18 protein-coding genes are annotated in these 20,495 nt (G+C 70.5%); 10 read left to right on the top strand and 8 right to left on the bottom strand.

Features of this window, described 5'->3' with window-relative positions:
• Positions 1-267 precede the first annotated feature (267 nt).
• A complete protein-coding gene (locus tag ACZ4SF_RS14015; RefSeq protein ID WP_468382951.1) occupies positions 268-1,143 on the bottom strand; it encodes a PhzF family phenazine biosynthesis protein in 876 nt (291 codons plus the stop codon).
• A gap of 403 nt (positions 1,144-1,546) precedes the next feature.
• On the opposite strand from ACZ4SF_RS14015, the gene ACZ4SF_RS14010 reads away from it, so the two are divergent.
• Both ACZ4SF_RS14010 and ACZ4SF_RS14005 read left to right on the top strand, forming a co-directional pair.
• On the top strand, positions 1,547-2,596 hold the full coding sequence (locus ACZ4SF_RS14010) for a PP2C family protein-serine/threonine phosphatase (protein ID WP_468382949.1): 1,050 nt from the start codon (positions 1,547-1,549) through the stop codon (positions 2,594-2,596).
• 229 nt (positions 2,597-2,825) lie between these two features.
• Positions 2,826-3,050, top strand: a complete 225-nt coding sequence (locus ACZ4SF_RS14005; protein ID WP_468382946.1) for a hypothetical protein — start codon at positions 2,826-2,828, stop codon at positions 3,048-3,050.
• A 1,116-nt stretch (positions 3,051-4,166) separates the two neighbouring features.
• Here ACZ4SF_RS14005 and ACZ4SF_RS14000 read toward each other — a convergent pair.
• Entirely contained in the window at positions 4,167-5,102 is a 936-nt protein-coding gene (locus ACZ4SF_RS14000) for an NAD-dependent protein deacetylase (RefSeq protein ID WP_468382944.1), read from the bottom strand.
• Positions 5,103-5,307: 205 nt separating this feature from the next.
• On the opposite strand from ACZ4SF_RS14000, the gene ACZ4SF_RS13995 reads away from it, so the two are divergent.
• The gene (locus ACZ4SF_RS13995) at positions 5,308-5,727 is read left to right on the top strand and encodes a CBS domain-containing protein (protein ID WP_468382941.1); all 420 of its coding nucleotides are present in this window, start codon (positions 5,308-5,310) and stop codon (positions 5,725-5,727) included.
• Positions 5,728-5,921: 194 nt separating this feature from the next.
• On the opposite strand, the gene ACZ4SF_RS13990 is transcribed toward ACZ4SF_RS13995, so the two are convergent.
• The 3 genes from ACZ4SF_RS13990 to ACZ4SF_RS13980 all read right to left on the bottom strand — a co-directional run bounded on the left by ACZ4SF_RS13990 (position 5,922) and on the right by ACZ4SF_RS13980 (position 12,046).
• Entirely contained in the window at positions 5,922-7,100 is a 1,179-nt protein-coding gene (locus tag ACZ4SF_RS13990) for a PI-PLC domain-containing protein (RefSeq protein WP_468382938.1), read from the bottom strand.
• A 241-nt stretch (positions 7,101-7,341) separates the two neighbouring features.
• Complete coding sequence (locus ACZ4SF_RS13985; protein ID WP_468382936.1) at positions 7,342-8,754, bottom strand: FAD-binding oxidoreductase; 1,413 nt, start codon at positions 8,752-8,754, stop codon at positions 7,342-7,344.
• Positions 8,755-8,818: 64 nt separating this feature from the next.
• Positions 8,819-12,046, bottom strand: a complete 3,228-nt coding sequence (locus tag ACZ4SF_RS13980) for an AfsR/SARP family transcriptional regulator (protein WP_468382934.1) — start codon at positions 12,044-12,046, stop codon at positions 8,819-8,821.
• A 257-nt stretch (positions 12,047-12,303) separates the two neighbouring features.
• On the opposite strand from ACZ4SF_RS13980, the gene ACZ4SF_RS13975 reads away from it, so the two are divergent.
• The 4 genes from ACZ4SF_RS13975 (at position 12,304) to ACZ4SF_RS13960 (ending at position 15,897) form a co-directional block, all read left to right on the top strand.
• Positions 12,304-12,588 carry a hypothetical protein gene (locus ACZ4SF_RS13975; RefSeq protein ID WP_468382932.1) on the top strand — a complete coding sequence of 95 codons (285 nt, stop codon included), beginning with the start codon at positions 12,304-12,306 and terminating at the stop codon, positions 12,586-12,588.
• 746 nt (positions 12,589-13,334) lie between these two features.
• A complete protein-coding gene (locus ACZ4SF_RS13970; RefSeq protein ID WP_468382929.1) occupies positions 13,335-14,048 on the top strand; it encodes a FadR/GntR family transcriptional regulator in 714 nt (237 codons plus the stop codon).
• 1 nt (position 14,049) lies between these two features.
• On the top strand, positions 14,050-14,886 hold the full coding sequence (locus ACZ4SF_RS13965) for a sterol desaturase family protein (RefSeq protein WP_468382927.1): 837 nt from the start codon (positions 14,050-14,052) through the stop codon (positions 14,884-14,886).
• 165 nt (positions 14,887-15,051) lie between these two features.
• Entirely contained in the window at positions 15,052-15,897 is an 846-nt protein-coding gene (locus ACZ4SF_RS13960; protein WP_468382924.1) for an RNA polymerase sigma factor SigF, read from the top strand.
• Positions 15,898-15,951: 54 nt separating this feature from the next.
• Here ACZ4SF_RS13960 and ACZ4SF_RS13955 read toward each other — a convergent pair whose 3' ends face one another.
• Positions 15,952-16,299, bottom strand: coding sequence for an STAS domain-containing protein (locus tag ACZ4SF_RS13955; RefSeq protein ID WP_468382921.1), 348 nt, complete (start codon positions 16,297-16,299; stop codon positions 15,952-15,954).
• 469 nt (positions 16,300-16,768) lie between these two features.
• Here ACZ4SF_RS13955 and ACZ4SF_RS13950 point away from each other — a divergent pair, with 469 nt between their 5' ends.
• Positions 16,769-17,215: an ATP-binding protein gene (locus ACZ4SF_RS13950; protein WP_468382919.1), complete on the top strand. Its 447-nt coding sequence runs from the start codon at positions 16,769-16,771 to the stop codon at positions 17,213-17,215.
• A gap of 30 nt (positions 17,216-17,245) precedes the next feature.
• Here ACZ4SF_RS13950 and ACZ4SF_RS13945 read toward each other — a convergent pair whose 3' ends face one another.
• A complete protein-coding gene (locus ACZ4SF_RS13945; RefSeq protein ID WP_468382917.1) occupies positions 17,246-17,920 on the bottom strand; it encodes a carbonic anhydrase in 675 nt (224 codons plus the stop codon).
• Between the two features lie 242 nt (positions 17,921-18,162).
• Here ACZ4SF_RS13945 and ACZ4SF_RS13940 point away from each other — a divergent pair, with 242 nt between their 5' ends.
• Positions 18,163-18,405: an acyl carrier protein gene (locus tag ACZ4SF_RS13940; RefSeq protein ID WP_468382914.1), complete on the top strand. Its 243-nt coding sequence runs from the start codon at positions 18,163-18,165 to the stop codon at positions 18,403-18,405.
• A gap of 394 nt (positions 18,406-18,799) precedes the next feature.
• Here the strand turns inward: ACZ4SF_RS13940 and ACZ4SF_RS13935 are convergent, their stop codons facing one another.
• On the bottom strand, positions 18,800-19,579 hold the full coding sequence (locus ACZ4SF_RS13935) for a hypothetical protein (RefSeq protein WP_468382912.1): 780 nt from the start codon (positions 19,577-19,579) through the stop codon (positions 18,800-18,802).
• 245 nt (positions 19,580-19,824) lie between these two features.
• Here ACZ4SF_RS13935 and ACZ4SF_RS13930 point away from each other — a divergent pair, with 245 nt between their 5' ends.
• Positions 19,825-20,493 carry a HEAT repeat domain-containing protein gene (locus ACZ4SF_RS13930; protein WP_468382909.1) on the top strand — a complete coding sequence of 223 codons (669 nt, stop codon included), beginning with the start codon at positions 19,825-19,827 and terminating at the stop codon, positions 20,491-20,493.
• Positions 20,494-20,495: the final 2 nt, after the last annotated feature.

Genomic DNA, 20,495 nt, shown 5'->3' with positions numbered 1-20,495 from the left:
CACTCGCGGGTCCGGCACGGCGTATGGCGGCTGCTGTGAGGGGAAGCCGGCCCCGGAAACCGACCGCAGTCACGTGAAGACGGGCGCGTCCCGTCGGGCAAGGACCGGTATGACTGCCCGCGGGACCTCGCTGCCCGGGCGGCACGCCTTGCAGCCCCGGCTGCGGCGTCTGCTGCCGCCCGTCATGGGCAGGGCGCCGGAATTGGGCCCCGCCGACGGATCCGTGCGCTTGCGGCTGCACTGCCTGCACTGGGTCAGAGTCGTGCCTCAGCCGATGCGGGCTCCCGTGCCGCTCACCCGGACGCGCCGGTCACCCGCGCGCAGCGTCACCGTGAGCTCGCCAGGGCGGCCCAGGTCCGCGCCTTGATGGAGGGTGAGGGTGGCATCCTCGGGAACCAGGCCGAGCTCACGGGCATACGCACCGAAGGCGGCCGCCGCGGCGCCGGTCGCGGGGTCCTCGACGACACCGCCGACGGGGAACGGGTCGCGGACGTGGAAGACGGTGGGCGACTCCCGCCACACCAACTGGACCGTGGTGAGGTCGCATCGGTGCATCAGGGCTTCGAGGCGCGCGAAGTCGTAGTCAAGATCCGCGAGACGCGCCCGTGTCGCCGCTGCGAGTACGAGATGGCGGGCACCGGCGAATGCGATGCGGGGCGGAAAGTCCCGGTCGAGATCGGAGGCCGGCCAGTCGAGGGCTGCGAGCGCCTCTGTGAGATCGGCGTCGGCGATCTCCTCGATGTGCGGTTCGACGCTGGTGAGCGTGACCCGGAACGTCCCGCCCTGTTCGGCCACCTCCACCGGTATGGTGCCCGCGCGTGTCGCGAACAGCAGTTCGCCGGGGCCGGTCCGCTCGGCGAGCGCGATGGCGGTGGCCACGGTGGCGTGTCCGCAGAACGGCACCTCGGCCTTGGGGCTGAAGTAACGGATGCCGTACGCCCTCCCCTCCTGGCTGTCGAAACCCTCCGGGGGCGCGGTCAGGAACGCGGACTCCGAGTATCCCAGGTCCGCGGCGATGGCCAGCATGTCACTGTCCTGGAGGTCGGAGGCGTCCAGAACGACGCCGGCTGGGTTTCCGCCCTCGGGGTCGCCGGAGAAGGCGGTGTATCGCAGTACCTCGGGCCGCGTGGCATTCGTTGTCATGTTTGCAGCAACCGGGTCGGGTCTCCGGCTTATTCCATGACCGGACGGGAGGGGTGGGGCGGGCGGGCGACGAGCGGCGTCCGGACCCATGGGGCAGCCGGCGTCCGAAGGTGGCTGCCGGGCTCCGGGCGGCCCTTTCACTCCCCGAACACGGGCGGGCAGTGGGGCGAACGCGGGAGGTCATCGGGGTCGAGCGGGAGGCGAAGCCGTTGCCGGCGGTGCACGAGGCCGAGCGGCCGGCTCCGGCGTCCGACCTGATGGCCGCGCCGAGGAGGAGGCCACGCTCCCTCTGAGAGGATCGCGCACAGTATGTGCCGATATGCTGTGTTTCATGCTCTGGACTGGGTGGATGCGAATCCGTCATCCTCTCCGCCGACAGTGGAGTCTCGCCCTGCTCTCACCGGTGATCTTGACCGTAGTCGTCACGGGCCTGGCGTTCTCCACGCCGAGAAAGATCGCTTTCAGTCGCCTCCTGACCGCTGCACCTGCCCTTGCGGCCTCCATCTGGCCCGTGCTGCCGACCATTCTGCTCGGGGCGGTCTGCGTCATCATCATGATCGCGTTGAGCCTGGTGTACCCCGACCTCGGCACCTGGTTCACCGTCGGTGCCATTGCCGCAGTCACCGTGGCTGCCGCGTACGCCTGTCGTGTCCGTATCAGACGGGAGCAGGAGTTCGTCCAGCTCCGCCTCGTGGCCGACGCGGCACAGAAAGTGCTCCTACGGCCCCTGCCTCGCAAGGTCGGCTGTCTCGAGGTCGCGTCGATGTACCTCGCAGCGGCCGCCCAGGCCCGTATCGGCGGGGACTTCTATGAAGCCGTCATCACCCGCTACGGGGTGAGACTGATCATCGGGGACGTGCGGGGCAAGGGCTTGCCCGCGGTCGGCTCCGCGGCGGCCGTGGTCAACTGTTTCCGGGAAGCCGCGTACGACGAACCCACCCTGGAGGACATCGTCCGCCGGCTGGACGTCAGCAGCACCCGGCACAGCTGCACCTTCCCCACCGGGGATCTGCTGGAACAGTTCACCACCGTGGTACTCGCCGAGTTCCCGGAAGAGGGCAGCCACATCAAGATCCTCAACTGCGGGCATCCTCCCCCATTGCTCCTGCATCAGGGCAAGCTCCAGGTCCTGGACCCCACCGCCGCCTCGCCGATTCTCAACCTCGCGGCTCTCATCGACACCCCCTACATCACCGACACCATCGCCTGTGCCCCCGGTGACCATCTGCTCTTCTACACCGACGGGGTCATTGAAAGCCGCAACCACCGGGGTGAGTTCTTCCCCTTGCACGACTGGATGGACCAGCAGGATCCCGCTGGGCCCAGGGCGCTGCTCGACGGGCTTCACCGCGAGCTCCTCCAGCACAGTGGCGGGGGACTCGACGACGACATCGCAGCCCTCGCCGTACGCTTCTGCGACCGGTCAGCGGGAGACGCGGAGGGAACCGGCTGACCCCTCTCGACCCCGGCAGCCCTCTGCGGGATCAGCGCACACGACAACGGCGCCCCTGTGACGAGCCGCGGGGATGGTGCTGAGCGCACCGAGCTCGCCCGGAAGCCGGTTGATCGTCAGAGGGGCGGCACAGGCGTACCGACCGTGGGCCGCAGCGCCGTCCCGGCCGGGCAGGAGGTGACGGCCACCGGACGACCGCCCTCGGCGCGCTGTTTCCTACACTCACGGGATGAGCAACTACACGTGCACCCACTGTGGCACCGTCGGTCTGGAAGAGGGCTTCATCGAGGATGCAGGCGAGCACTCGCGCGGCTACGCGCGCTGGATCGAGGGTGCGCTGGAGCGGGGGATTTTCGGCGGTGCCAAGCGTATGGGCCGGCTCCGGCGGCAGATAGAGGCGTTTCGCTGCCCCAAGTGCGGTCATCTCGAACTGTTCGCCGGCGCCGAGGCGTAGAGCGCCGTCGTTGTTCCGGACCGGCTGTGACGTGGTCCGACCGTCCCGGCATGTCGGCTTCGAGCGGCTCCGGTTGAGAGGGGAGGCGGGCGGTCCGCGGGGGCGTCGGGCAGTGCGTTCTTCGTTCACCGAGCAGGTCGCCGGCCCGGTGGGCGCGGTAGGCGCAGGCACAGGGGTGTGGTCGGCAGGGCGGTCAGGGAAGGGATCCTGTCCCTGCTCCTGACCGCCCTGGGGGGTGGACTTCTTGCATGTGCGGACGTGCGGTCGTGCGGTGCGAGGGCCGGAACTGCCCTCAGTCGTGGGTCAGTTGCAGAAGTTGAGGATGGGCAGGAGGCCGTTCCCGCACTGGAAGTCCTCCCCCCCTCCTCCGCCGTGGCCGTAGGCTGGGGCGGCCTTCGTGGCGGGCGTCGCGGCCACAGCGGACGTGGCGGTTGCCATGCCCGCCGCACAGGCGATGCCTACTGCTGCACACACCGCGAATGCTCGCGGAATCCGGGAAACTGCCTTCTTGGGGCGAGGTGTAGTGTTCATGCACTCACCATGCATACCCTCGCGATCAGTTGCTCGCCGAGCGCATCCGAGCGGGTGAGCCACCCTCGCAGAGCCGGATCGGAGTTCCCTTCCAGGGGCACGCCTGCCCCGGCAGACCGCGATACGCGGCACATCGCTCGGCCGGCCTCAGCGTCGCATGACGGCTCGTCACGCCAACTACGCGGGTTTTCCGGCGGGTTGGGCGCCACTTGGGCAGGTGAGTCCGGGAACGGTGCGGGCGGAGCCGGCGGGGCTTCCCCACGAGGGGCCGGCAGGTCAGGGCTATGCGGTTCCCGGCGCGGGCCTGCTGATGGAGCCGCAGTTCCAGCTCGGCGATCGCAGCGCCCTGGATGCTGGTGGCGAGGCAGATCAGACGCATGCCCCCGGTGCATGGCGTCGGTCACGGTCACGCCGACCGTGTACGACGGCCATCGCCCCCTGGCAGACGGCCGGTCACGGCGGCCATCGCCCCCTGGCAGACGGCCGGTCACGGCAGCCATCGCCCCCTGGCGGACGGCGGGTTACGGCGGCCACCGGCCCGTGGCAGCCGGCCAGTCGGCGAACTCGTGGATGGCGCTGCCGGAATCACACCGGATGAGTGCCCGGCGTCCGCGCCGGTGCCTCGGCCGTCTTCCGGCCGTCGAGGGGGATGCCCAGCCGCCCGGCCACGGTGGTGAGAGCCGGTCCCAGCGAGAGTGCGACCCGGGCGAGGGCGTGCCGGTCGCCCCGGGTCGGGTCCCGGTTGACGATCAGTACGGGTTTCCCGGCCTGGGCCGCCTGGCGGACGAACCGAAGACCTGACATCACCGTCAGTGAGGAGCCCAGGACCAGCAGCGAGGCCGCCTCACGCACCAGCTCACGGCAGTGCTCGACCCGCTGTGGCGGAACGGCTTCGCCGAAGAACACCACGTCCGGTTTGAGGATGCCGCCGCAGACCGTGCAGGGCACCACGCGGAAGTCCCCGACCTGTTCGTCGGTGAGGTCGGCGTCCCCGTCCGGGTTGATTCCTGCGGCCACCGGATCGAAACCCGGATTGGCGTCCTCCAGCCGCCCGGCGAGCTCGCGGCGCGGACTGAAGGCGCCGCAGGACAGGCACACGACCCGGTCCAGGCTGCCGTGCAGCTCCACCACGCTCTCGCTGCCGGCGGCCTGATGCAGGCCGTCGACGTTCTGGGTGATCACAGCCGAGAGCAGGCCGTGCCGTCCGAACGCGGCCACGGCCCGGTGCCCGGCGTTGGGGCGGGCGCGGCCGAAAGTGCGCCAGCCGAGATGGCTGCGCGCCCAGTAGCGGCGCCGGGCCTGGGCGCCGGCGGTGAAGTCCTGATAGGTCATGGGAGTGTGCCGGCTCAGGCTGCCGCCCTCGCCCCGGTAGTCGGGGATGCCCGACTCCGTGGAGATGCCCGCCCCGCTGAGCACCAGCACACCGCCGGCCCGCAGCGCATCGGCGACCGGTGCGAGATCCGTGGTGCCCGGTGGCAGCTCCTCGGTAGGGGTCCAGCTCAAGGTGGGGCGCATGCGCATGCCGCCAGGGTACGGAACAGGCTGCCTTCCGGCGTCCTCACCCATGATCCGCAGGCGGGGCACCGCCTGCCCGGTCGCCCGGACGCACGCCCTGGAAGCGGCGCGAGGCGCCCGGCCAGGTTCCGTGGGTCATCGCACGTGGGACAGGGCGTGCGTCGGGTACCCGGGACACGAGAGCGTGAAGAACCCACTGAAGGGAGGCGCCATGTCACAGCACGTGCGTGACATCATGACCAGCAGGCTGGTCACGGTGGAACCGCAGACGTCGGTGACGGCGGTGGCCCAGAGGATGCGTGACGAGAACATCGGGGCCGTACTGATCACAGAGGGCGACGATCTGCGTGGTCTTGTCAGCGACCGCGACCTCGTGGTGCGTGCGCTCGCCGACGGCGGAGACCTGGAGCACAAGACCGTCGTCTCCGCGTGCAGCGATGACCTTGTCACCATCACCCCCGACGAGGATATCGACCATGCGGTGGAGCTCATGCGCGAGCACTCGGTCCGTCGCCTGCCGGTCGTAGAAGAAGGGCACGCCATCGGGATCCTGTCGCTCGGCGACCTGGCGATCGAGCGTGACCCGGAATCGGCGCTCGGCGACATCAGCGCTGCAGAGTCGAACCAGTAGGACGAAGACAGGCGCACCGGCGTCTGGTGACTGCCGACATCGTCCACACCGCCCGGGAGGCCGGGTGCTGCGGCGGACGGCTCGACCCGCCCGCTTCCGCACCCGGCCCGCTTCCGCACCCGGCCCGCTTCCGCACCCGGCCCGCTTCCGCGCTCCTGCCCCAGGCAGGCTGCGCCCGGCAGACCCCGGTCAGATCACCGCGCACGACCCGGGAGCGTGTTGATGTCGATGACGGCGCGTTGAAGGTCACCGTCCGGCCGGTGGCCCAGGTCGTCGATCGTCACGATGTTCATGTGACCGGCCAGATCGGGCGCCCGCCAGTCCGTCCTCAGCTTGGTGACCAGTTGGGGGTTCAGACCGTTCGCGAGATGCATGAGGTAGTTGTCCCGGACGAAGGCCGGAAAGAAGGGCGCCAGCAGCCGGATCAGGAAGAGCTGCGGTATCTGCACATCCGGCTGGACGATGCTCGACAGCACGAAGAACCGGCCGGCGTCCGCTCCGGGGTCGCGGGCCAGCGCCGCCTGGTTGAGGGACAGCGTCCGGTCGTAGACCTGCTGCGGCGGGCTTCCGTTGAAGAAGGACTTGAGGATGTCCCACCAGCTCGGGTTGCCGGCCGGGTAACTGCCGCGGTCCGAGACGCTGTCGGCGTGCCAGGCCCAGGGCTGGTCGACTGCCCCCGACGCATCGACGAGTACGGCGTTCTTCCCGGCGTTCACGAAGTCGTCGTAGGCGGAGGCCGGCGACAGAACCGTCCGGTCGGCGACGCGGGAGCCCAACAAGTCCCGCAACCGGGTCAGCGGCTCCTTGGCGTCCGCGCCGGCTGGGACAGCGGCCGACACACTGATGATGACGACTTCCGAGGGGTGCTCGTCGATCCAGCGCTTGACCGAGACCGCCTCACCCGCGGCATCGTCGAAGAACGGTGCTCCCATGGGTGCGCCGTGGAAGGTCCGCCACTGCCCGCCCTCCAGGCACAGCCGCAGGTCGAGATAGCGGGCGCCCTGGTCGAGCTGGTCGGTCAGACTGCCGCTCTGGGCTCGCGAGATACTCGCGGCCAGCCGCGGGTCGAGCGAGGCGACCTTGTAGGACCAGCCGCTGGTGCACAGGGCGGGGTCGGCCGGGATGCTCCAGCTGCCGGAGTCGTGACTGCCGGGCATCGCGACACGGTTCAGCGGCTGGTGGCCGAGATAGCCGCGCATCTCGCCCATCCACCGCGACAGGTCCACCGTTGCGGCGGTGGCCCGGGCGGCCGGCGCAGCCGGGGCCGCCTGCACCTGTCCGCCGCCCGTCACCAGGATCGCGGCAGTGAGGACCAGGGCGAGCAGACCGGGCGCTGAACGCCGTAACCGAGTGCCGTCCGTTCTACGTCTCATCGTCGTACGCCTTCCTTGGGGGAGGAGGCCGATGTGGCGCACCGAGGGTAGAGGGCGGTGGCAGCGATGCCCAGAGAACTGTCGCAACGGGCGGCAATGACGGGGCGGCCGGAGTGTCCGTGCCGGTGCCCGGATGCCCGGTCTCTCCGCGTCCCGCCGCGGTGAGGAGCCTCAAAGGAGCCCTTTCGGAGCCGGCGTTCCCGCAACGGCCGCCGCTGCCTGCCGGCACCCCCGGGGCCGTTCAACCCGCTGTCGACGGGCGGATGTTCTGGTTGAGGCGGAACAGGTTCGTCGGATCGTAGGTGTCCTTGACCCTGACGAGCCGTTCGTACACCGCGTCGGGGTACGAGGCGCGCACCCTGTCCTCGGCGGCGTCACCGGTGAAGTTGACGTACATGGTGCCACGGCCGTGCCGTGCGATCTCCTCACGCGTGTCGCGCGCCCAGGCGACATGGGCGTCGAAGCCCGCGGGGCCGGGGGACCGCACGATCACGTTGCACAGCACACTCGGATCCCGCTGACTGAAGGCGGAAGCCTCCGCGGGGACACGGGAGAACGCACCACCCAGTTGATGCAGATGCAGCTCGCTGGAGGGCGTGGGCGTGGTCAGGTGACGGCGCAGCACGGCACCGAGGGCGGCGTCGGTCGGCTCGATGAACGCCGATGTGAAGTAGTTGTGGGCACCGGACGCCCACAGTGGGTCGATCAGTGACTGCATCCCCGTGTACGGCATCGGGCCCATGAGGTCGGCGACGGGTGTGCCCAGCGTCCGCAGCGGAGCGACGCTCCTCTCGCCGGCCGCGAGGTCGCCCGCGTACATGCCGAGCACGACCGCGACGCGGGTGCCGTGCACCTCCTCGGGCAAGAACGGCAGGGGAGGCGCCGTCGTCAGGTCGACCAGCGTCGTCAGCTCGTCGGGAGCGTCCGCGATCAGCTCGCGCCAGCCTCTGATCACCTGCTCGGCCTGTTCGAGGGGGAAGACGATCAGCCCGCCGAGAACCTGCGGCCCGACCGGGTGCAACTGGTACTCGAACGAGGTCACGACGCCGAAGTTGCCCCCGCCGCCCCGCAGCGCCCAGAACAGCTCGGAGTGCTCATGCGGATCCGTGTGCACCACACGTCCGTCCGCGGTGACGACCTCGGCGGCCGTCACGTTGTCGGAGGCCAGGCCGTGACGGCGCAGCAGCCATCCCACTCCGCCGCCGAGCGTGAACCCGGAGATCCCGGTCGTGGACACCAGGCCGCCGGTCACGGCGAGCCCGAAGACCTGTGTCTCGTGATCGAGGTCCCCCCACGTCAGGCCGGCCTGGGCGACCACCCGGCGCCGCACCGGATCGACGACGGCGTCCTTCATGGCCGACAGGTCGATGACGATGCCGCCGTCGCAGGTCGAGAACCCGGCGATGCTGTGGGAGCCACCGCGCACGGCGACGAGCAGGTCCTGGCTGCGGGCGAACTCGACCGCGCGGACGACATCCGCGGTGCCGGCGCAGCGCACCACGAGCGCCGGCCTCTTGTCGTGAGCGGCGTTCCAGACGGCGCGGGCCTGGTCGTAATCGGGGTCGCCGGGGCGGACGACGGTGCCGCGCAGACCCGCCTCCAGCTCGGCGACGGTGGCATCCCCCAGAACGCCCCTCGCGGTGTCGATCGACATGGCCGCCTCCTTGATGTGCGTGCGTGCACCGACGCCTGCGACGCTAGACAGCGCGACTTAGCACTCACTCAGCAGCGGCTTTGCCGGCGGCGTCGCCGGGCAACGCGCGCCGCAGAACGGCCGGCCCGCGGACCTCGCCGAGGCGGGCGAAGAGCTCACCGGCCCGGGCCGCCGTCACCCTCGCGGCTTCCCGTTCGCCGGTTTGCCACAGCAGCTGCGCCAGCATGAGGGCGACCCATCCGGCGGCGGGAAGTGATCCCGCGACCTCCTCCAGGCGCCGGGCCCGGGCCAGCAGGGTGCACGCCCGCGCCGAGTCGCCGGCCGCCCGTGCGACGAGACCCAGATGGAGCAGGCTGTTGGTGACGCCCGGGATGTCGTCCGTCTCCTCGAAGCCGGCGAGGACACGCGCGATGACCTCCTCGGCGCTGCCGGTGTCGCCCACGGCCAGGTGCAGCAGGCCCAGACAACCGAGGGTGATGCCCTCTTCCCGGCGGTCCCCGAGCCGGCGCCTGGTCGACAGCGCCGCTTCGAGGCACTTCCTTGCCGCATCCGGATCACCGCGGCCGCGGTGGATGTTGCCGAGAACGTTGAGGGCGAGGGATTCACCGTGCGGGTCCTCGAGCGAGCGGAAACGGTCGGCACTGCTCTCGGCCGCCGCCATGGCGGTAGCCGTGTCGCCCTCCAGGCGGCTCGCCCACGCGAGGTTCGCCAGCGCGTAGCCGCGGGCCCGGGACGGGCCGACCGTACGGCCGGCGAGCACCGTCTCCTCGAAGAACAGTGACACCGGACCCGTCCTGGCGGCCGCCGGCGTGTAGCCCGGTGTCAGGACCGGGAAGAACGGACCGCTTTCCGCTCCGACGTCCTCCAGCAGCCGCAGACTCTCCTCGCACGCCTCCCGGGCCTGCGTGCCCTCGCCGCGGCAGACGGCCCACACGCCCTCCAGATGCGCCGCGACGGCGAGGACCGAGGGCGCACCGGCCTCCCGGGCCAGGGTGCGAGCGAGGCCCAGAGCGACGCGTGCGCCGTCCCAGTTACCGCGCATCCACAGCAGAAGTGCCTGCTGGCAGTACGCGTACGCGTGCGCTGCCCGGTCGGGCCTCCGCTGCTGGATCCTCACGATCTGCCCCGCGATGTCTTCCAGGGGAGAGCCGTCTCCCAGGCGGATCGCCAGCACGGCACGCCCCATCAAGGCCCGCGCCCGCTCCGGGGAGGGTTCCGGCGCGGCGGCCAGGGCGTCCTCCAGCCATCGCCGGCCCTCCGCGAGCCTGCCCCGCTCGGGCCAGAACGACCGCAGGGCGACGGCCAGCCGCAGCGCCCTGTCCGGTTCATGGCGCAGCAGGGAGCGCAGGGCGGCCCGGAGATTGCCGTAGTCGGCCTCCAGCTCCAGCGACACCGCACCGGAGACACCGCGGGGCGGTTCCCGGTCGAGGGCCTCGGCGAGTGCCAGGTAGAAACGCCGGTGCCTGGCTTCGACGGCCGCGAGTTCTCCGGCGGCCCGCAGCCGGTCCGTCGCGTACTGCCGGATCGTCTCGAGCAGCCGGTAGCGGACCTCGTCCGGCCCGGGCTCCGCCCATACCAGGGACTTGTCGGCCAGCCGGCCGAGCGTCTCCAGCACCGGGGCGTCATCTCCCTCGTCCGCGCACACCTTCTCGGCCGCGGTCAGCGAGAATCCGCCCGCGAAGACCGCGAGCCGGCGGAACAGGCGCCGTTCCTCCTCGTCGAGCAGCCGGTGGCTCCACTCCAGCGTGGCCAGCAATGTCTCCTGACGTGTCACACCGCGCCGGCTGCCCCGGCCGAGCAGGGCCAAGGCGTCGTCGAGGCGTTCGGCGATCTGCTGTGGTGCCAGCAGGCGCATCCGGGCCGCCGCCAGCTCCAGGGCCAGCGGCATGCCGTCGAGCCGGAAGCAGATCTGTGCCACGGCGGCCGCGTTCCCGGCAGAGAGCCGGAACCCCGGCGCCGCGTCGGCGGCCCGCTCCACGAACAGCCGGACGGATGCGAAGCGGCCCAGCTCGGCCAACGACGGCAGCCGGCGCGGATCCGGCAGGCTCAGCGAGGGCACCCGGAAAGTACGTTCCCCGTACGAGCGCAAGGCCTCCCGGCTGGTCGCCAGGACGAAGACGCCCGGGCAGCGAGCGATGATCTCGGAGGCCAGGACGGCGCACGCGTCGATCAGATGCTCGCAGTTGTCCAGCACCAGCAGCATCTCCCGTTCGCCGAGCCGGGCGATCAACGCTTCGCGACCGCGGCCGGACGGCGGCAGGTGCAGCTCCAGGGCCGCCGCGACCGCCTCGGGCACGAGGTCCGGTTCCGCCAGCCCCGCGAGGTCCACGAACCACGCCCCGTCCCGGAAGTCGTCGCTCCTGCGGGCTGCCACGGCGAGCGCGAGCCGGGTCTTGCCGCAGCCGCCCGCTCCGGTCAGCGTGAGCAGCCCCCTCGGCCGGAGCAGCCCCTCCACCTCGGCCATCTCGCGCTCCCTGCCGACGAGCTGCGTGGCCGGCGTCGGCAGACGCTGTCGGGAGGTCCGTGCCGGCGCTTCCCGGGCCTCGACCGAATCGGCCAGCAGCATGCGGTAGAGATGGCGGGTCTGCGGGTCGGGGTCGGCACCGGTGTCCTCACGGACTGCCTCGCGCAGACGCTCGTACGCCGCGAGTGCCTCCCGCCGCCGGCCGGCGGCGGCCAGCACCCGCATCAGCGCCCGGCAGCCGGGCTCGTGCAGGGGGTCCTCCTCGACCAGCGTCCGCAGCGCCTCGACGGCCTCGGCCGGGCGGTGTTCGAGTTCCAGCGCCTCACCCAGTCCCAGCCGCAGCTCCGCACACCGTCTTTCCAGGGCCTCGGCCACCCCGCTCACCCACGGCTCGTACCGGTCCTCCGGCAGCAGACCCGGACCGGCCAGGGCGAGCGCGGCCCGGTAGTCCGCGCTCGCGCCGCCGGCCGAGGCCCGCCGGGCCGCCTCGTCGAACGCGTCGAGGTCGACCCGTACGCCGCCGTCCGGGCCGAGCAGCACCATGTCGTCCCGGAGCAGGACGACATCGCCCGGCGCCCCCGCGGCACCCAGCGCCCGCCGCACCGCGTGCAGCACTTGGTGCAGGTTGTTGGCTGCGGCCGTCCGGTCCAGGTCCGGCCACAAAAGCTCGTAGAGCCGTTCCCGGTGCATCCGGTGGCCCGGCGTCAGAGAGAGCAGTTTGAGCACGCTACGGGCCTTGCGCAGCCGCCACGCCCCGGCGGTGACCGCGCGGTCGTCGACCGTCACGGTGAACCCGCCGAGGAGCCGGATGTGCACCTGAGCGGCCATGACTGCCCTCACGAGCAGGCTACCGCCCGCGGGGCGGCCCCGCCCCGGACCGACCGGCTCGCACCTGACAGCGACCGCCGCCCGCGCGGTCCGCGCCGTCAGGAACGACCGCTCGCAGCAGCGAAGGCTTGCGGCGCCGGCGGGGTCGCTCCCGTGGGCGCCCATCTGGGGGATGCCGGGATGCAGTGCGTGGCGGCTTGCGTACGGTCGGTTGCAGGGCCGGGACGTGCCCCGGCCTGCACGTCAGGAGGTTCGCCATGCGTCCCATCAGCTCGACACTCGCCGCACTCGCCGCCGGGGTGCTCACGCTCGCCGTCCCCAACTCGGCCTCCGCCGCGAACGGGTTCCTCGTGATCAACGGAGTCCGTCACAGCGACCCGAGCGGCTGCTTCGAGATCCCCTACCTCTCGACCGTCTACAACCTCGCGGACGTACCCGCCCTGGTCCACAACGTTCCTGGCTGCGCGGGCGGGTTCATCGACATCATCCCGCCGGGAGAGGCAGTGCAGGTGCCTGGTACACACAGCATATTCATGGGCTGACCGAGACAGGAGCGGGCGGCGAGCCGGCCGGCGGACGCGGCGCGCCCCTCGGGGCATGGCGGCGAGACGAACCGCTGAGCGCCTTGACGGCCGCCGGTGCGGACCACGTACGGAGCCGCCGAACTCCGCGCCGCCTCCACCGTTGTCGCGCACTGCCGGCCGTCGCCTTTCCCGGCGGCCGGCTCGGCCTGCCGCACACCGCGGTTCCTGATGCGCGGTTCGAGGGTTCGACCGGGTACCCCCGGCTGAGCAGCCCGTGGGGATGTGGCATGCGTGCGTCCCCATGAGTGATCTTCGGCCCGGACCGGTTCGGCGGGCGGCGAGGTGGACATCTCCTGGTGTGATCGATCCCCTTTGACGCAGAGGAGTGTCATGCGAGTGCGTGCCGTTCTCGCCGCCTTCGTCCTTGCCGCTACGGCGGCACTGGGAGGCGCGACCGCCGCAGCAGCTCTCAGTGGCCCCGACTCGAGCCCCAGCGAGAGTACGAATGAGAGCCCGAGCGAGAGCACGAGCGAGGGCCCCTCCCTTCTGGAGGGCCCGGTAGCGCTTCTCTGCCATGCCGACACCGTGCTGGGCAGCGCGTCTTCCTGCGAGTCGTGACACCTTCGGCGCCGAGAGTTCCCCTCCCGTCGCCCAGGACGCCCCGCGGCGCGTGACCTCGGTGCCGTTCACGGTGTCGCGACACCCAACGAGGAATCTGGTCCAACCAGTTGACCAGTCGGCCGGCGCCGTTCACCCTGTGCGTCATGACCCAGCGACACATCCGGCGCGAGGCGGTCTCGGACCAGCTCTTCGCGCTGCTGCGTGACAGGATCCTCGGCGGTGTCCTGCTCCCCGGGTCCGCCCTCACGGCCGAACGGGATCTGGCCGTGGAGTTCGGTGTGAACCGGCACGCCGTTCGCGAGGCCGTCAAACGGCTGCAGCAGGCCCGGCTGGTCGAGGTCAGCCACGGCGGCCGCACGGTCGTGCTGGACTGGCGGCGCAGTGCCGGGCTCGACCTCGCCGTGGGGATCGCCGCGTCCGACAGCGGGCCCTCGGTGGAGGACCTGGCACGTGATGCCCTGGAGATGCGGGCGTGCATCGGTGCCGACGCTGCCCGCTTGTGCGCGATCCGATGCTCGGATCCGGCCGCCGGGGAGATCGTCGAGGCGGCGGGCCGGTACGCCCGCTGCGGGCCCGATCTGGACGAACTGGGCGCGGCGGATGTCGCCTGGTGGCGGCTGATCGTGGAGGGTTCCGCGAACGTCGCCTACCTGCTGGCCTTCAACAGCCTGGTGGACGGCGCGCTTCCGGTCGCCGACGTGCCGGACGACCTGCGGACCGCCGAACTGCTCGACGTCGAGACGCACCTGCGTCTCGCCGCCCACATCGCGGCACGTGAGTCCGAGGAGGCCGAACGGCTCGCGCGCGAGCTGCTGTCCCGCAGCGTGCCCTCGACGCCCCGGAAGGCGGTGCTCTGAGATGATCCCGACCGTGGTGTACGCCATACCGGCGTTCGTGCTCCTGGTCGTCGTGGAGGCGCTCTCCTATCGCTTCCTGCCGCAGGACGACGAACGCGGGTACGAACTGCGGGACACCGTCACCAGCATGTCCATGGGTGCCGGCAGCCAGGTCGTCGCAATGCCGTGGAAGGCCGCGACACTCGTGCTGTACGCGGCCCTTTTCACCCTCGCCCCCTGGCACCTCTCCGCGTCCTCGGGATGGACCTGGGTGCTGCTGTTCTTCGCCGACGACCTGGCGTACTACGCCTTCCACCGCGCACATCACCGGGTGCGGGTGCTGTGGGCGAGTCATGTGGTCCACCACTCCAGCGTCCGCTTCAATCTCTCCACCGCCCTGCGCCAGAGCTGGACGCCGATGACAGGGCTGCCGTTCTGGCTGCCCCTGGCGCTGCTCGGCATCCCGCCCTGGATGATCCTGCTCCAGCAGGCCTTCAGCCTCGTCTACCAGTTCTTCCTGCACACCGAGCGGGTGGACAGGCTGTGGCGGCCGGTGGAGTGGGTCTTCAACACGCCCTCCCATCACCGCGTCCACCACGGCTCGAACAACGCGTACCTGGACCGCAACTACGGCGGCATTCTCATCCTCTGGGACCGGCTCTTCCGAACCTTCGAACCGGAGGGCGAGCGCGTGGTGTACGGGCTGACGAAGAACATCGACACCTACAACCCGCTGCGCGTGGCCTTCCACGAATACGCCGCCGCCTGGCACGACGTCCGCGTGGCCCGGTGCTGGCGCGACCGCGCCGGGTACCTCCTGGGACCGCCGGGGTGGACGCCGGGCATGACGAAGGGCTGAGCCTCACCGCCGACCGTGGCCCTGCCCCGGCGCAGGGTCACGGCACCTGGTTCGTGTGGTTCGTGCTCGGACGGGCATGGGTGGATGATGGACGGGGTAACCGCCGCGTGCCCGGCCGTTTCAGGCGGGCACGCGGCATCGACTCGATCGTGGGAGGGGAACTCCATGGCGCTCATGAGCAAGCTGGTGACGGACACCGAGACCGACCGGCTGCCGGAGATCGGCGACCCCTCCCAGGTTGCGCCGAAGGACGCCCGGGAGCTTTCGCGGTTGTTCTTCGAGCAGCTGGCGGTGCTGGAGGAGGGCACGCCGGAGTACAGCTACGCCCGTAACACGCTGATCGAGATGAACATGTCCTTGGTCCGCTTCGCGGCCGGCCGGTTCCGCAGCCGGGGCCCGGAGGAGATGGAGGACATCGTCCAGGTCGGCATGATCGGGCTGATCAAAGCGATCGACCGGTTCGAGCTGTCGCGGGAGGCGGAGTTCACCTCGTTCGCCATCCCCTACATCGTCGGCGAGATCAAGCGGTTCTTCCGCGACACGACCTGGGCGGTGCACGTGCCGCGCCGCCTGCAGGAGGCCCGCGTCCAGCTCGCCCGCGCCACGGAGGAGCTGCGCAGCCGGCTGGGCCGCACGCCGACGGTCAAGGAACTGTCGGAGCTGATGAGCCTGCCCGAGGAGGAGGTCCGTGAGGCCCGCCTGGCCGCCAACGGCTACAACTCCTCCTCCTTGGACGCGACGATCAGCGGCAGCGAGGACGGCGAAGCGGCGCTGCAGGACTTCATCGGCACCGAGGACACCGCGCTGGAACTGGTCGAGGACTTCCACAGCCTGGCCCCGTTGATCGCCGAACTCGACGAGCGGAACCGGCAGATCATCCACATGCGGTTCGTGGAGGAACTCACCCAGGCCCAGATCGGCGAACGCCTGGGCGTCTCCCAGATGCACGTGTCCCGGCTGCTGTCGCGCTGCCTGGCCCGGCTGCGCGAGGGCATGCTCACCACGAGGTGAGTACGCGCCGCCGCGGGGGCAGTGGCGGGCGGAGCCCTGTGCAGGTTCCGCCCGTCAAGCCGTCAGAGCGTCGTCCGAGCCGACTGCGGCGGTGGTGTCGGCCGCGAACAGTTCGTAGGTCTCCGTCATCTGCAGCAGACGCGTGGGCTGGGATTGCAGCCCGGTGACGGCAAGGTGGCCACCTTCGAGGTGAAGGCGACGACGCAGCAGTACCAGTAGGTTCAGGCCGCTGGAATCCATGAAGGGCACTCCCGACAGGTCCAGGTGCAGCGGCTTTCCGCTCAGCGGGATGATGGATCCGGCCTGGGCCAGTTCATTGCATGACTGAAGGTCCATCACGCCGGTCACAGTGATCACGGTGCGGTCGGGGTGCTGCCGTGTCACCACGGTGAAGTCGTTCATGGTTCGCCCCTCGATTCCCGGGGTCGAGCCCATCACGCCCGTTGTCCGACAAGCGGGCGTCAAGCACGCGGCGTGGGACCGCGTACAGCCGAGCGAGACAACCCGTACCGCGCCCCGGTCACCGAGATGACCTCCGAGGGCGGCGCGGGGCCTCCCACCAGACCAGGCTGGTTGTCCCTGCAGCGTTGCACAGGAAGGCCGGCTCGCACCAGCCCGCTCCCCTGCGGAGGCGGATGCCGTCGGCGGCCGTGAAGGCGACCGACAACTGGCCCGGCTGCCCACCGTGTTCGGCGTCCGGTATATTTCCTCGGCCCTGTACGTGATACAGACACACCAGGACGCCGGCCACGGGTACTGCACCGCATCGTACGGAGGATCGGCCGGGCGGCGGAACCAAGGCAGGTGCACCGGGCGTCACTCGCGTCAGCGTGGGTAGGCGCGGGCGTGTGAGCGGGGAGCGAAGGCAGCGATGAGGGAACCAGAGCCGCTGGGCGGGACCGGCCCGGCCGGGTCAGCCTGGCAGACCACGCTGGCTCTGGTGGGAGACGGTACGGACATCGCTCAGGCCCGACACCTGGCCGCCGCCTTCCTCACACAAGGGCAGCGCGAGCACGGGTTGAAGGTCTCGCGGCGCGGCCTGGATCTCACGCAGTTGGTGGTCAGCGAGCTGGTGACCAACGCCTGCAAGTATGCGCCGGGTCCGGTGCTGATGGACTTGCGTATCGACGGCGACGTGGTCGAGGTGACGGTCTGGGACTCCGACCCGGTGCTGCCGGTGGCGAGGTCCACGGATGCCGGCCGGGTCGGCCAGCACGGCCTGGAGATCGTGATGGCCGTCGCCCAGGGCTTCGAAGCACAGCGTGAGGCGGTCGGCAAACGCGTCACCGCCCGCATCGCCCTCACCGACCCATCCTGAACCTCGCCACGCGGACGCAGCCGGTACCGTTCAGCGGCTGCTCGGGGTCGGCGCGCTGTCGGGTCGGCAGGCCTGTTCCGAGGGCAGGTCCAGGCCGCGGGAGGTGACCACGCGGGCGTTGCCCTCGGCCAGACGATAGGACAGGCCGACGACCGCCGTACTGCCGGAGGCGACACGGTCGGCGAGTTCCCGGGAGCGGTCCATGAGGAAGTCGACGGTGTGCCGGACGTGCGTGGCGATGAAGTCATCGTCGTTGCGCACACCGCCGGCGTGCGCGGCCAGCACACTGGGCGTCACCCGCTCTATCACGTCCCGCAGGTAGCCGCGGGCGGTCGTACCGTCCGCCACAGCGGCGCGGGTCGCGGCGACCGCACCGCAGGAGTCGTGACCGAGGACCACGACCAGCGGACAGCCCAGCACACTCACTCCGTACTCGATGCTGCCCAGGACCTCCGCTCCCGCCACGTGCCCTGCGGTGCGTACGACGAAGAGGTCGCCCAGACCCTGGTCGAAGATGATTTCGGCGGCCAGGCGAGAGTCGGAGCATCCGAGCAGCACCGCGAACGGGCGCTGCACGGCGGCGAGGTCGGCGCGGCGGGCGGCATCCTGGTTGGGGTGTCGGGGTGTGCCGGCGGCGAAGCGGTGATTACCCGCCAGGAGCAGGTCGAAGGCTTCACGCGGGGTGGCAGGGGCGGCGTCACTCATGACCGCAGGTTACGACCGGATGCGGCGCACCGGCGAGCGGGGTCGGCCTGATGGCCTGGCCACCCTCTGCATGGGGCCCTGCAGGGCCTGCTCGAAGTCCATGATCACTGCTCCGGTGGCCGGCCAGCTCCATGGACGCCGTGCACGCAGCAGCCTGGAGGACGGGCCGGGATGTCGTTTCATTTGCCCCAAAGGTGATACCCAGCACGTAGCCCATTGCTCTTACTCGCCCGGGAGGACCGATGGCGACTGGTGAGACCGGATTCAGCGATGTCGTGTACGACCTCATTTCCGTGCAGTACCACTCCCTGAAGGCCGGACACGACTACGGGCAGTACGTGCGCGATGCGGAGAACGCGAACAAGAAAGAGATCGCCGAGTTCTTCCGAACCGTCATGGAACAGGACTCGGAGCGTGCGGCCCGCTGTCACAAGTTTCTGGCCGAGCTGTCCGGCACGAAAGACGCCGGTCCGGCAGTGACCTGACAGGCGGGGGTCGCGGTGACCGCTGCTCTGATCGCAAGCCCCGTTCAGCCCGTGCATTGCCTTTTCAGTGCGAGGCGTGGTGACTGCGGATGGCGGTGGTGGCGAGAAATCCTGTCGCCGCAGCGGTGAGGAGGGAACACAGGGCGAGGAGAAGCGTGTTGCGGCGCATCGGGAGGGGCCTTTCTCGCGTCGTCACGGATGTCCTGGACAACGGCGACGGTCGCGGTTTCGGTTTGTCTCCGCCGCAGATGCCACCCGCATGGACGCGCTCGAACCACACTTCAGCCCTGCACCCGAATACCCCTGTTCCTGGGATGTGCCATTCCTGTGCCCACGAGGCCGGCGGTCTGTACATGGTGCGGGTGCCGTCGAGGAATGGGCACGCCAGAGAGGCTCAGCGGTTGGGCAAACCGGCCGCCAGCTCTTCTTCTGCCAGGGCTTCGAGGCGCGCCGAGCGTACGGTCCGGGAGGTTTTCGGCGGGTGTACCGGGACCGCATCACCGTAGGCGTCGAGCTGGACGTCGACCGGCTCGGGCGCGAAGGTGGGCATGTCCACCACGATCTTGCGCGGATAGGGCTTGCCGTCGGCCTTGACGTACGTGGTCACCGAGTTGCCCTTCTCGCCTCGGCGGAGAGCGACCAGGCGTTCGCCGTTCTGGCCGACCTCGGACTTCCGGGAGGCGCGCTGTCCGGGTTCCGACAATTGGTCGGCGATCGTCCGCACGGCGGTCAGGGCACACAGCTCGGCCATGCTCTTGCGGATTCTGCCGTCCCGGCTCAGTTCGAGCCATTTCCCACGCAACCCCTTGGACAACTCCGTCTGCCGCGCGCTGATCGCACGGTCCGGATCCAGAACGCTGTCGTCCCACCGCATCCAGGTGCGACCACCGCGCTCGACGGCGACATGGAAGAACCCGTTCTGGGCGTCGGCGAGGCAGTTCTTCCGCCGGTCGACAGTGACCTCGACGCTGGAGCCCATGGCAACCGCGGCCTTCGCGGTGACCCGTACCGACGGTGCGTCCCTGAGCAGCTGAAAGGACTGCGACAGCAGTTCACCGTCCGTGCTCGGCGCGTCCTCGCCCGCGCCGCTCGCCCCACCCGCGCAAGCAGTCAGCGCCAGTGCCGCTCCCGCCGCGCCGAGCACCGCCGGCCATCTTGACTTGCCTGTTTCCACAACTCTGCCCTTTGTGCCCTGTCACGTGCAGCCATGACTATAGGTGACGCCCTGACCTGTGCGGACGGGCGAGCCTCACGGCATGACGCGTCCACCGAGATGCGGCGGCGGGTGGAGCTGCGGTCCGTGGAGATGCCCCGACGGCCGGCAGCCGGATCCGCAGGGGACCGGTGCTCGCTCGGCGAGTTCTGTTTGACCTTGACACGGTGACAAGGCCTTCACTGTCCGCCAGGGAGGTGGTCTCGATGACGGTCACGAGACAGGACACGGATGTGATGCGAGCGCTCCGAGGGCTGGACGACGACGATGCGTCCGTGCGGCTGCGGACTGCTCTGGCGGTCGGCACGACGCCTGACCCGCGCTTCGTCGGCAAGCTCGTCGAGCGATGCGCGATCGAACCCGAGTTCTTCGTCCGCGACATGCTGACCTGGGCGCTCACCCGGCACCCGGTGTCCATGGCACTTCCCGAGCTGCTCCGCGAAGTCCGCTCGGAGCGTGCACAGGCACGGAGCCAGGCGCTGCACACTCTGTCCAAGACAGCGGACCGGCGGGCGTGGCCGGCGATCACTCGGGCGCTTCTGTCCGACTCCGACGACGAGGTGGCGCGCAGCGCATGGCGGGCCGCGGTCGTGCTCGTCCCGGAAGGAGAGGAATCCGCGTTGGCCACGGTGCTGGCGACGCAGCTCGGGCGCGGTGGGCGGGAGACCCAGCTGAGTCTCAGCCGGGCGCTGGTCGCGCTGGGCGAGGCGATCGAGCCGGCTCTGCTTGCCGCGAGGACGGCCCCTGACCCCGGCGTGCGGGCCCATGCGCTGGCCACGCAGCAGCTGCTGCGCGACCCGGACGCCGGATCCGGGTTCGCGATCGAGGAGGCGAAGCGCGTCCTGGCCCTCGACGGGTTCGGCCCGGAGGGATGATG

It is taken from the genome of Streptomyces sp. NPDC027663 (assembly GCF_055566415.1).
This window is presented reverse-complemented; position numbering and strand designations above follow the sequence as displayed.